General features: G+C 47.6%; 10 protein-coding genes. 3 read left to right on the forward strand and 7 right to left on the reverse strand.

The window, feature by feature from the left end:
- Positions 1 to 154: 154 nt before the first annotated feature.
- The 6 genes from L5M37_RS19145 to gmk all read right to left on the reverse strand — a co-directional run bounded on the left by L5M37_RS19145 (position 155) and on the right by gmk (position 6971).
- Complete coding sequence (locus L5M37_RS19145; RefSeq protein ID WP_105251158.1) at positions 155 to 1099, reverse strand: calcium/sodium antiporter; 945 nt, start codon at positions 1097 to 1099, stop codon at positions 155 to 157.
- Positions 1100 to 1280: 181 nt separating this feature from the next.
- Positions 1281 to 2945, reverse strand: a complete 1665-nt coding sequence (locus L5M37_RS19150) for an AMP-binding protein (protein ID WP_212600293.1) — start codon at positions 2943 to 2945, stop codon at positions 1281 to 1283.
- 508 nt (positions 2946 to 3453) lie between these two features.
- Positions 3454 to 3837 carry a RidA family protein gene (locus L5M37_RS19155; protein ID WP_006079838.1) on the reverse strand — a complete coding sequence of 128 codons (384 nt, stop codon included), beginning with the start codon at positions 3835 to 3837 and terminating at the stop codon, positions 3454 to 3456.
- A gap of 25 nt (positions 3838 to 3862) precedes the next feature.
- Complete coding sequence (gene spoT / locus L5M37_RS19160) at positions 3863 to 5968, reverse strand: bifunctional GTP diphosphokinase/guanosine-3',5'-bis pyrophosphate 3'-pyrophosphohydrolase (protein ID WP_105251161.1); 2106 nt, start codon at positions 5966 to 5968, stop codon at positions 3863 to 3865.
- Between the two features lie 42 nt (positions 5969 to 6010).
- A complete protein-coding gene (rpoZ, locus tag L5M37_RS19165) occupies positions 6011 to 6289 on the reverse strand; it encodes a DNA-directed RNA polymerase subunit omega (protein WP_007651394.1) in 279 nt (92 codons plus the stop codon).
- Positions 6290 to 6347: 58 nt separating this feature from the next.
- Positions 6348 to 6971 carry a guanylate kinase gene (gmk, locus tag L5M37_RS19170; protein WP_105251162.1) on the reverse strand — a complete coding sequence of 208 codons (624 nt, stop codon included), beginning with the start codon at positions 6969 to 6971 and terminating at the stop codon, positions 6348 to 6350.
- A 252-nt stretch (positions 6972 to 7223) separates the two neighbouring features.
- On the opposite strand from gmk, the gene L5M37_RS19175 reads away from it, so the two are divergent.
- The 3 genes from L5M37_RS19175 to L5M37_RS19185 all read left to right on the forward strand — a co-directional run bounded on the left by L5M37_RS19175 (position 7224) and on the right by L5M37_RS19185 (position 11031).
- Positions 7224 to 8936, forward strand: coding sequence for a hypothetical protein (locus L5M37_RS19175; RefSeq protein WP_263201625.1), 1713 nt, complete (start codon positions 7224 to 7226; stop codon positions 8934 to 8936).
- A gap of 165 nt (positions 8937 to 9101) precedes the next feature.
- Positions 9102 to 9974, forward strand: coding sequence for an NDP-sugar synthase (locus L5M37_RS19180; protein WP_263201627.1), 873 nt, complete (start codon positions 9102 to 9104; stop codon positions 9972 to 9974).
- The gene (locus L5M37_RS19185) at positions 9967 to 11031 is read left to right on the forward strand and encodes a phosphotransferase enzyme family protein (RefSeq protein ID WP_168826533.1); all 1065 of its coding nucleotides are present in this window, start codon (positions 9967 to 9969) and stop codon (positions 11029 to 11031) included. The genes L5M37_RS19180 and L5M37_RS19185 overlap by 8 nt, the downstream gene beginning before the upstream one ends.
- Before the next feature lie 53 nt (positions 11032 to 11084).
- Here L5M37_RS19185 and L5M37_RS19190 read toward each other — a convergent pair whose 3' ends face one another.
- A complete protein-coding gene (locus L5M37_RS19190; protein WP_263201628.1) occupies positions 11085 to 11918 on the reverse strand; it encodes a sulfotransferase in 834 nt (277 codons plus the stop codon).
- Positions 11919 to 12017: the final 99 nt, after the last annotated feature.

Genomic DNA, 12017 nt, shown 5'->3' on the forward strand with positions numbered 1-12017 from the left:
TGGCATGACAAATGTCATCAGCTGAGTTGTGTGCTTATATTTTTTATGAGGTGTGCTTTAAAGAAAGTGCGTGATGAATAAAGGACAGCAATACCTAGAGAGCAAAACACCGGAGAGGCTCCGGTGTTTTTTATCGTAAATGAGCAGCTAAGTGTTATACCACAGCTTGAGTGCTCGCTTGGTTTATTAGGTAGCCCAAGTAACCTAAGTAGCACAGTAGTAATACTGAACCTTCGCGGCGGCCAATACGAAATCCTGTCCAAGCGAAAGGTAAAATCATGATGGCAAATGCCAACATCACGATGAAATCAAAGGGTTGGAAGCCAAGTGATGATACCGGCTGTACTATTGCAGTAATACCTAAAATACCCAAAATATTGAATATGTTAGAACCGACAACGTTACCTATGGCTATGTCACTCTGACCTTTCAGTGCCGCTAGAACAGAAGTTACTAACTCTGGCATACTGGTACCAATCGCCACGATCGTTAAGCCGATAATGACTTCACTGATACCGAAGGTCTTGGCTAAATCTACTGCGCCGTTGACAAACAAAATACCGCCACCGACTAACATACCAATACCGACTAAGATAAATAGGGCTGAAAGTAGCGGATTATTTGGACCTGCTTCAATCTCTTCCTCTTCATTACCATTTTTCGAGCTGATGTAACTAAAGGCTAAATAACCGAACAGTAGTGACAGCAATATCACACCGTCAATTAGGCTGAGCTCGCCATCTAACAAGAGTGCCCAGAACAACATGGAAGCCAATATCATCAAAGGGATATCACGCTTTACGACTTGAGATTGCACTTGAATAGGGCGGATAAGTGCCGTGATGGCTAAAATCAAACCTATGTTAGCAATGTTAGAGCCAATAACGTTACCTAAGGCGATACCGCTGTTTCCTGCTAGAGCAGATTTTACACTCACAGCCAGTTCTGGTGCGCTAGTACCAAAGGCTACAATAGTTAAGCCTATGATAAGTGGCGTAATACCTAAACGTAGAGCGATAGAACTCGCGCCACGCACTAGGGCTTCTGCGCCTAAGGTTAAAATAATAAAACCGCCAATAATCGATAGTGTAATTAGCATCGTTAGACTCTGTTAAACCTAATATTGAATGGAAAAGTACAAGGGAATTGCCCCTTGGCCGACTGGCGCACATGATACGTGGTTTTATCGGATTTTGACAGAATATGTCATAAAAAAGCACACCCTAGGCGTGCTTAGTTTTAGCTGATGACCATACTCGCCAACTGATTGTTTGGCCTAGTTATTTTTGAGTTAATTCATCTTCCCAGCGGACTTGGGCGCCACGAATGCCGTCAACTCGTTCGCTAAAGGCTTTTTCAAGCACATGGCGTTTGATTTTGAGGGTAGGTGTGAGCGCATCATTCTCAATCGTCCAAGGATCACTGACCACGACAATCGCATCGACATGTTCGTGTGACTCTAAGTGCGGATTAACGCTATCGAGTGTCGCTTTGAGTGAGGTGCGGACTTCTTCGCGGGCTTGTAGATTTGCCCCTTCGGATAACTGCACTAGTGCGACGGGATGTGGCAGACCAGAGCCAATCACGCAGATCAGTTCAACATGGGGATCCTGTGCCAGTTTACGTTCGATAGGCACGGGCGCTACATATTTGCCCTTGGCGGTTTTAAAGTTGTCTTTCACTCGGCCAGTAATAGTGACACAACCATCGGCATCAATTGAGCACAGATCGCCTGTGTGGAAGAAACCATCAGCATCGAATGCCGCTGCGGTAGCTTCTGGCTGAAGATAATAAGCAGTCATTAATCCCGGACTCTTAAGCAGTAGCTCACCATCCTCGCCTTGGCGGATCTGGCAATCCTCTACTGGGCGGCCAACAGTACCAATTTTACGCGCATCAAAAGGATAGTTGATGATCGAATAGGCACAGTTTTCTGTCATACCCCAAGCTTCGCAGATATTAAGACCAATACTGTGATACCAGTGGATCAGTGATGGCGGAATTGGCGCCGAGCCAGAGCCGAGTAGACGACAATGGTTCAAGCCTAAACCCTTATGGATTTTGTATTTCACAAAGCTGCTAAGCAGTGGGATTTTCAGCAATAGATTAAGTTTACTGACCCCAATTTTGTCGATAATGTTTTTCTGAAACAGGCTCCATAACCGTGGTACCGAGAAGAATACCGTTGGTTTTGCCCGTTGAACATCGACAACGAAGGAGTCGAGACTTTCAACGAAAGCCACCACACTACCTGAGTAGAAGGATGATCCTTCAATCGCAACGCGCTCAGTGATGTGGGCTAAGGGTAAATAGGATAAAAGTCTATCGTCGCCATCGGTGCGCAGGTCACGGACTACCGCTTGGCAAGTCCAGCCATAGCTGGCGAAGGTTTGAATCGCGCCCTTAGGTTGGCCAGTCGAGCCAGAGGTATAGATGAGTGTCATCACTTGATCTGGAGTAGGCAGCGGGGCGTTAACTAAGGGATAGCCTAGCTTAAGCAATTGTTCCCATTGATATTGTGCTGGCATCGTATCATAAGGCATGGCAAGGCGTAGTAGCTCGCCGCCGACACCAGCCTCTTGGTCTGCCCAATGGTCAAGCTTGCCGAGAAAAATGGCTTTTGCGCCACTGTGTTGCAGTACATAGCGAATCGTGTCTGTGTTGGCGGTAGGATAAATAGGTACGCTGACATAACCGCCGTGCATCAACGCGAGGTCGGTGATAAACCATTCGGCACAGTTTTTAGAGAGAACGGCAATTTTATCACCACGCTCTAAGCCTAAGTGATGTAAGGCTCCGGCAAGTTGTTGAACTTTTTCTTGAACTTCAGCCCAAGTAAAATCAAGGAATTGACCCTTGATCGGTTGGCGTAAATAGACTTGGTCCCCCTGAGTATTAGCCCAGTGCGCCAGCATTTCAATTGGCGTCTTAATCGCTGTATCCATTGGCAATTCCCTGTTATTTATTGTTCTTTTGGCTGTACCCAGTATGGCGAGTTTTGTGAGCTCGCGCAAATAGTTTACAAGATTGTAAAATATGAGAATGGAGCGCAAAGCCTACAAGTTGAGTGTTATACCAATCGTATTAAATATCTGTTCATTCAGCGGGAGTTCAACGCGCTTTAGACAAGGCGAAGGCTTGAAGGCATAGTGGTGCTCTGTCGAAAGCCTTAAACGCAGTATAAAGCACGTTGCCATGTAGTGAACATCAGCCGCCCTTCGGGAGCCACACAGGCATCCCACTCCGGTGTTGCATTGACTTAAAAGGGAATAACCATTTCTGCGTCAATGCGCCTTGGATTGAAATGCCTGTGAGGCTCTGAACTGATTAGATATTTAATGTGATTGGTATGAAAGCAAGATGAAGAGAGTGGCGAGCGGGGTGTAGGATCGTGTTGGCAACAAAAAAAGCGCCGTAGCGCCTTTTCGTTTATAGAAGGTGAAATGCTAGCGCTTACAGCTCCATCACGCCGTCCATTTCAACTTGAGAATCCTTCGGCAATTGCTTCACGCCGATAGCAGCACGGGCTGGGTATGGCTGGCTGAAGTAACGGCTCATGATTTCATTCACTTTAGCGAAGTGGCTTAAATCAATCAGGAAGATGTTGAGCTTAACGATATCGTTGATTGAACCACCCGCAGCAGTACAAACTGCCGTCAGGTTTTCAAATACTTGCACGACTTGCGCTTCAAAATCATCGCTGACAATTTGCATTGTGCTTGGCACGAGCGGGATCTGGCCAGATAAATACACTGTGCTGCCGACTTTAACCGCTTGTGAATACGTGCCTATGGCCGCTGGGGCGTTTTCGGTCGCTATGATGATTTTTTCTGCCATGACGCTCTCTTTAGTGTTGAGTTAATTAACGATTACGGGATGTGCGCAGTACTTCGGGCAGTACCCTAATTCGGCGCATCACGTTGGCTAAATGGATCCTGTCTTTCACTGAAATCCGCAGGTTGATCAAATACACGCGACCATCACGTTCTTCAGTACTGAGGTTGTGAATGTTTGAACCTTCGGCGGCAATGATCGAGGTGATCTTCGCCAGTGCACCTTGGTGGTTAACAATTTCCACCCGCAGATTGGCTTGGTAATCAACGCCTTCAACATTATCCCATTGTACGGGAATATACTTGTCTGGCTCGCCTTGATAACCACGAATATTGGCGCAGTTTTCCATGTGTACCACTAAGCCCTTACCTTGGCTCACGTGCGCTATCACGGCATCACCTGGGATGGGGCGGCAACAGTTAGCGAAGGTAACGAGCATGCCTTCGGCGCCACGAATTGGCATCATGTGGCCGTCGCGACTTTCTTGATTCTCAAGATTATCGCCAATCAAACGCTGGGCGATAACAATACTCATGGCATTGCCAAGACCGATATCGGCGAGCAGCGAATCGAGCGTGGTATGTTTAGTATCGCGGATCACTTTTTCAATCTGCTCAGGCGCAATGCTGTCGAGTTTAGTTTTGCCGAGCGCATGGTTGAGCAGGCGGCGACCGAGTGCAATCGCATCATCACCTTTAAGGCTTTTCAGCACTTGGCGGATTTTAGCGCGGGCTTTACCGGTTACCACAAAGTTCAGCCAAGCGGCATTCGGACGCGCGCCTTTAGCGGTAATGATTTCAACGGTTTGGCCTGAAATTAATGGCTGGCTGAGCGGATACGCTTGGCGGTTAACGCGGGCACCGACGCAGGTATTACCCACATCAGTATGCACTTCGTAGGCAAAGTCTACCGCGGTGGCATTCACGGGCAATTCCAGAATGCGACCTTCAGGGGTGAACACATAAATCTCTTCAGGGAAGAGTTCCGTCTTCACGTTTTCAACGAATTCGAATGAGGTGCTAGCGCTTTGTTGTAACTCCAACAAGCTTTGCATCCACTTACGGGCACGCACTTGAGTCGTCGTGCCTTGGCCTGTTTGCGCACCGCCTTTGTAGGCCCAGTGTGCGGCGACCCCTTTGTCAGCCATCTGATCCATATCTTCGGTACGAATTTGGATCTCAACGGGCACGCCGTGTGGACCAAATAAAGAGGTATGGAGTGACTGATAACCGTTGGCTTTAGGGATAGCGATATAATCTTTGAAACGACCGGGACGAGGCTTGTACAGTCCATGCATGGCGCCGAGTACGCGATAACAAGTGTCGATGGAATCGACTATCACCCTAAAGGCGTAGATATCCATCACTTCTTGGAATTGCAGCTCTTTACTCTGCATCTTGTTATAGATGGAGTAGAGGTTTTTCTCGCGACCTTTGACTTTTCCTGGAATACCCGCATCGTTTAAGCGCGTATACACAGCGGCTTCGATGCCTTGGATCAATTCTTTGCGATTGCCACGGGCGGCTTTAACGACTTCTTTAAGCACTCGATATCGCATGGGATAATAAGCTTGGAAACCTAAGTCTTCTAACTCTGTCTTGATGTTATGGATACCAAGACGGTTAGCGATGGGCGCGTAGATTTCTAAGGTTTCGCGGGCGATACGGCGACGTTTGTCGGGACGCAGTGCACCTAAGGTACGCATGTTGTGGGTTCTATCGGCAAGCTTGATGAGGATAACGCGGATATCCTGCGTCATCGCCATCATCATTTTACGGAAGTTTTCAGCCTGAGCTTCTTTCTTGTCGCGAAATTTAAGCTTATCGAGTTTTGATACGCCTTCGACGAGTTCAGCCACCGCGACACCGAATAGTTCGGCTAAATCGTCTTTGGTGACATGGGTATCTTCGATGGTGTCATGGAGCAGTGCTGCCATCAGCGTCTCATGATCAAGACGCATGTCAGCAAGGATGCGGGCAACCGCAACCGGATGAGTAATATAAGGTTCGCCACTCGTGCGCATTTGCCCTTCGTGGGCATCGCGCGCAATCTGGTACGCCTGCTTGAGCAATTCTACCTGTTCAGGTTCTAAGTAACCGGAAGCAGACTCCTTTAGACCTTCAAACAGATACAAGTGGCAGCTCTCCTTTTACCTAAATAGGTTTTTACTCAAAAACTATAATGAACGACCTTCAGCAATGGCTGCAACCGCTGCAATTTCAGCGGCTTCACGTTCACGTACCGTTTGACGCTCATCGGCATCTAAGGTGTGAGCATTAACTAAACCTAGTTCGATTTCACGCAGGGCGATAACCGTGGGTTTGTCGTTCATCTCTTCAACCATAGGGTCTTTACCCTGCACGGCGATTTGGCGAGCACGACGCGCCGCAACCAAGATCATATCAAAACGGTTGCCGATTTGTTCTACGGCGTCTTCTACAGTTACGCGAGCCATGTGTTGAAACTCCAGTTTATCTAGGGAAAAAATGACGCAAAATTGTACACTATGACAGCTATCCTGCCAACAGATCGTGAAGCATATCATTTTGCGCGTGGATCTGACTAGCACCTGTTAAGCGCTGACTGCGAATGATGGCACGCAAATCGGCTAAGGCAGTGTCAAAATCGTCGTTGACGATAATAAAATCATATTCTTTATAGTGGGACATTTCCGATACGGCTTGTGCCATACGGCTGGCGATAACATCGCTACTGTCTTGTCCGCGACCTGTGAGGCGGCGCTCTAGCTCGGCTTTAGAGGGTGGTAGAATAAACACACCAACGGCCTCTGGCATCACGGCTTTAACTTGTTCGGCACCTTGCCAGTCGATATCGAGGAAAACATCGATACCTTGGGTGAGCGTATGCTCGATCACATGGCGCGAGGTACCATAGTAATTGCCAAACACTTCTGCCCATTCAAAAAAGGCATTTTCAGCAATTAAGGCTTTGAATTGCTCAACATTAACGAAGTGATAGTGTTGACCATCAACTTCACCTGGGCGTGGTGCGCGGGTGGTATGAGATACCGAAACCTGCATGTCGGCTGGCTTGTCTTTAAGCAAGGCTGAAATCAACGAGGATTTACCTGCGCCACTTGGCGCCGACACAATAAATAAATTTCCGCGTGCGGTCATGAGCTAAATATCCAATGGGTTAACGCAAGAAGGGCCCAGAAAGCCGAGTATTATACCGATTTTGACCATAGAAATACTAGGGCTTGTTGGCTGGCAATTTAAGCCTATTTTAGATTTACTTCGATATTATGTGCATTTTTATCCGACTTGGGTCGTAGGCACTGACAATTGCGGGTAAATTGGTTACGCTCGTGCGAATAAGGCAATGAGTGTCTTTTTGTATCTCGTTTTTACAACAATAAAGGAAGGGTCGTGCTGTTAAAATCTCTTTTCTGCCTTCACGGGCGTGATTCTCGTCCCCGTTTTGTCGCAATCAGTGTTGGCGTTTACGTCTGTATTGCATTTGCAGCCGCTGCTTTTGGGGCTAATTTTCTGATGTATTTGCTGGCATTGTTGGGTCTACCTTTATTAGGGCTCACCAGTTTGCGTCGTTTGGCCGATGCCGATAAGTCAAAAGGCTTGATTGGCGTATTTCTATTGCCGTTAATAATTTTTATCGGCCTGTTAGCGGCCGGTGTGCATATTGCCTTAATTGGATTGAGTTTAGTGTTAGCCGCGGGACTGACATTTTGGGGCTGGCGCTTTCCTGCACCAACGATAGTGGATTATCGCTACGGTTATTTCGGTCCTGAGCTGGATGCACCAACATCACAGGCAATGCCTAGGCGCCGTGTGGAACCGACTATCGTTCCTAAAACCATCGCACCTAAAACCATAGATCCTAAAATCGTAGATCCTAAAACTATAGACCCTAAAGCCATGGCATCTAAAACTGCCATAGATCCTAACATCATTGACCCTAAACCTATTGTTGCTCAAGACGTTGCCGTAAGACAATCGGCAAAATCTACCTCTCATATTCAAGCACAACCTCAAGCTGAAAGGCATGAGCCGCATGTTGATCAGCTTCATGCCCAAACCATTAGCGCTGAGACTGTGTCTGAGCCAGAGGTCGATTTATCGACCCATGTTGAATCTGTTTTAACATCGCCGAGGGTTGAGCCGAGTGTTAGCGCGGCGGAGGCAGAGCGAGAGGCGTTGCGTCAAGATGAGCTGCGCTTTGATGCGTTAACTCGAATGACGCAGAATCCTGCCGATTTTGTGATACCAGACAGCCATGCGGATTTTCGTCCTGCTAATACTAGCCGCGTTGAACAGACCCACATTGAGTTGGTCGATGTCGATGTGGACAATGTTGATTTGAAACATGTCGACTTTACTGCGGCGCAATTAGATCCTGCCGAGCGAAGTGCTGAACCCGGTTGGCGTTTTACCGCCGAAGAAGATGACGAGCCTGACAGCTTTAACGATAGAGATCATGCCGAAGAAGTGCGTCAGCGCCGCGCCGAAGCAAAAGATTCTGGTTCGATGACCGAGCTATTTCGTGGTTTATTTGAGTTTTTGGCGCCACTAAAGCGTTTCTTTGTGTTGCCTAAGATTAAACTGCCGAAAGTGGAACGCCGTTATTGGCGCCCAGCAGGAATTGGCTGTGGCGTGGTGCTCTTGATTGCCTTGGTGTGGGGCCTTTGGCCAAATGGCGACTCTGAGACAGGTGATGGTGCAGAGGTTGTCACGGTTAACGCGATTGCGCCCTATGCGGGTGAGCGGGTGACACTCGCGTTACCGGACGGTTTTTCTGTGGCGCTGGAGGATGACATCTTGATCATGCGTTGGCTCGGTGAGAAAGGTAAAGCACAAAACCTGTGGTCCTTAGCGACGGCAAAGGGAGATAAAACTTGCAGCGTCTTATCCTTTAACAATGGCACTGACTATCGTCCTGTGACTGTGGATCTGAAAGCGGATTCCGCTTCAGAGGCGCGATTCTCACCACTCGATACTCAGGCCATCATTATTGACCTCGCCCGCCGAGGTAATATTAGCCTGTGTGGTTATAAGTTCAGTCTTAAGGGCAGCCAAGCGATATTGGAACAAAATCGCACCTTTGGCGATTATATTGCTCGTTAAAAAGTCTGCAGCTAAGTCGATAAAAATTCTGCTTAAATGCTAGTCACAATTAGAGGGGTAGATTACACTTTTGCTCCTCTTTTTCTCAAACCGTACTTTAGGTTGTTTAGGTCGCTGCGGTTTGGGGAAACACCTTTAAATTTGAACTGAATATATCAATCCAGCATGAATACAGAATTGACCTTAGTCATTATGGCTGCGGGGCTAGGTAGTCGTTTCGGCGGCGATAAGCAATTGGCGGCACTCGGCCCCGCGGGTGAACCCATGTTGGTGCTATCAATCATGTCGGCCATTCGCAGTGGTTTTCAGCGTGCTGTGCTGGTGATCCGCCCAGAGTTAGAAAGTGAATTAACTGAGATCCTGACACGATTTTTGCCAGTCGATTTTGAATATCATTTTTGCTATCAAGTCTTAACGGATTTACCCGAAGCGGCGCAGTTGGCGGATCTTAGCCATAGGCTTAAACCTTGGGGTACGGCCCATGCACTCTGGAGTGCGCGCCATCTCGTTAAAGGGCCAATGGCCGTTATCAATGCAGATGATTTTTATGGTGATAGCGCTTTTGCTTCCTTAGCCAAAGGCTTAAGCACTAGGCCAACCGAGTGGATGATGGTGGCCTATCCCATAGAACTCACATTGTCGGAACACGGTGGTGTTAACCGTGGTCTGTGTCAGGTTGAAAATGGTCAGCTTAAATCGGTCGCCGAATGGCTCAATATCGCCGAGCAAGCTGGCCACTTAATGGGTGATGGCCCGCAGGGTCATGCTAATTTGCCGGCGCAGTCCTTGGTCTCTATGACATGCTGGGGCTTCTCCCCAAACATATTTGATGTTATTAAACGTGAATTAACCGAATTTATCGGGCAACAGGGGCAACAACCTAAGTCTGAATGCTATTTACCCGCCATAGTACAAGCGGGAATTGTGCAAGGTTTGCCTGTGTATGTCGATGTTGCCTGTGAGCCATGGCTTGGCGTGACTTATCCGCAGGACACTGTCTGGGTAAAACAAAAATTAACGGAGTTATTGAGTGATTAAACTCATCAGGCAGTCAGTGTTGCCTCATTTTGGTATTGAATCTGCCGAGGCGAAAATTTCTGCCCTCGGTAATGGCCATATCAATGACACCCTTTTAGTGCGTTGGCCTGCGGGCGAATTGGTATTGCAGCGAATTAACACTGAGGTATTTAAAACACCCAACGCTTTGGTCTGCAATGCCGATAAAATTAGCCATCATTTATGCGCTAAGTCATTACAGCAACAATACGGCCTTAAAGTCGTTAGCCCATGTTTAACCCAAGAGGGTGAGCTGGCTATCGATTTAGGCGAGCAAGGATTTTGGCGTGCGATCAGTTACTTGCCCCATAGTCTTAGCATTGAAGTGGTTAAGTCGGAACAAGAAGCGGAAATGGCGGCCAAGGCCTTTGGGCATTTTGCCTCTGCCTTGAGTGATTTTGATGCGACAGAGCTTGAAGATGTGATCCCCCAATTTCACCATCTACCGGGACGCATGGCCTTACTAAAGCAGGCCGCTGAACTCGATAGTCAACATCGCTTAGCGCTCTGCCGTCATTGGGTTGATTACGCGTTATCTCAGCAGGCTTTGCTGGATGAACTTGCAGAAATATCGCCAAAGCTGCCGCTACGAATTTGTCATAACGACACTAAAATCAATAACATGCTTTTCGATAAACGCGACATGTCCAGCATGGCGATTATCGATTTAGATACCTGTATGAAAGGTCATCTTATGTATGACTTTGGCGACATGGTACGCACTTTCTGCTCGCCAGAAGAGGAAGACTCTACGGCCTTGGATAAAGTCCAAGTGCGCCAAGACATCTTCGCCGCGATTTGCCGTGGCTACTTGAGCGAGTTGGGTGACGTTTTAACGGAAGACGAAAAGCGCAGTCTGTGGCTCGGTGCTCGGGTGATTTGTTTGATGATAGGTGTGCGTTTTTTAACGGATTATCTTAACGGTGATGTGTATTTCCATATCCACCGCGAAGGCCATAATTTAGACCGCGCCGCCAACCAGTTTACCTTGTACCAAAGCTTGCTCGATCAAGAGGCTGTGCTTAAAGCTAATTTCTAATTCAGCGCTTGGATATCTGTGCATTGGTATCTGTGTACTGATCCAATGCATTGTTAAAGCGTGTAGTCGAAAAACTTACGGCTTTGTGGGCCTGCGCTATTGGTGTTGACCTTGTTGGGGTGTTTATATTCGCCCCAACTTGCTACGTTGCGGCCCACGTTAAGTTTAGGGAAACTCAGTGGCTCGCTTAAACTTAATGCGACATCGCTATTCTCCGCGTTTGCTTCCATTCCCAAAAATTGCAGTAACTGACTCAAGCTTCCCGCATGGCTAACATCGATTGAAATAAAGTCTTCCCGCCCACTAAAGTAAGCGAACACTTCTTGCTGATGCTTTTGATAACAAGCAATTAAGTGCTCACTGCTGGCAGGTTCCGCCACTTTATCTATGGCGAAAGTATGCCTAAAACTGCGCTTTAATATTGGATGGAATCGGCCCGTTTTTTCATCCAAATGGGGTGCCATTTTACCAAGTAACATCTGCATTGAAGGCAACCAAGTATTGATATCGCGGTCGAGATAGACAAACACAGCCTCGGGAAATAATAAATCTAACTGCTGATAATCGCTGAAACAAGGCGTGTCAGACACTGCATCGGCCAGCATAAATGCCTGTTTAGTAAAGGCCATGTGCGCCACTTTTAGCCCTTGCTCCAATAGCGCAACACTCACACTCGTGGTGCCCGTGCGTGGCAAACCTATGATAAAGACCTTCTGCTTTTTCACCTTTATCTGTTCGTCACTGAGCGCATTCGACTGGACTGGATGCATTGCATCTTGCGTCGCAATCGGTGAATGACCAGTAGGTTGAACATTGCCGATACGCTGTGTATTAGCAGTACATTGTACGTGAGTAGAGGTTGGTGAATTGTTGGTGTTATCAGGCATAGGTTAGGCTCAGAATGTGTGTCAGCGGTGCGGTAAAGCCGTAAGTTATCACCTCGGCGTTTCATATTGGCGTGTCAAATCAGCGGCGGCAGTATATCT

The organism is Shewanella sp. SM69 (assembly GCF_025653985.1).
In the GTDB taxonomy this organism is placed as follows: Bacteria; Pseudomonadota; Gammaproteobacteria; order Enterobacterales; family Shewanellaceae; genus Shewanella; species Shewanella oncorhynchi.

What these genes read in the sequence shown, in the direction of transcription:
- L5M37_RS19145 (WP_105251158.1), bottom strand. Translation starts at nt 1,099, where the DNA reads ATGCTAATTACACTATCGATTATTGGCGGTTTTATTATTTTAACCTTA.
- L5M37_RS19150 (WP_212600293.1), bottom strand. Translation starts at nt 2,945, where the DNA reads ATGGATACAGCGATTAAGACGCCAATTGAAATGCTGGCGCACTGGGCT.
- L5M37_RS19155 (WP_006079838.1), bottom strand. Translation starts at nt 3,837, where the DNA reads ATGGCAGAAAAAATCATCATAGCGACCGAAAACGCCCCAGCGGCCATA.
- rpoZ (WP_007651394.1), bottom strand. Translation starts at nt 6,289, where the DNA reads ATGGCTCGCGTAACTGTAGAAGACGCCGTAGAACAAATCGGCAACCGT.
- gmk (WP_105251162.1), bottom strand. Translation starts at nt 6,971, where the DNA reads ATGACCGCACGCGGAAATTTATTTATTGTGTCGGCGCCAAGTGGCGCA.
- L5M37_RS19180 (WP_263201627.1), top strand. Translation starts at nt 9,102, where the DNA reads ATGAATACAGAATTGACCTTAGTCATTATGGCTGCGGGGCTAGGTAGT.
- L5M37_RS19190 (WP_263201628.1), bottom strand. Translation starts at nt 11,918, where the DNA reads ATGCCTGATAACACCAACAATTCACCAACCTCTACTCACGTACAATGT.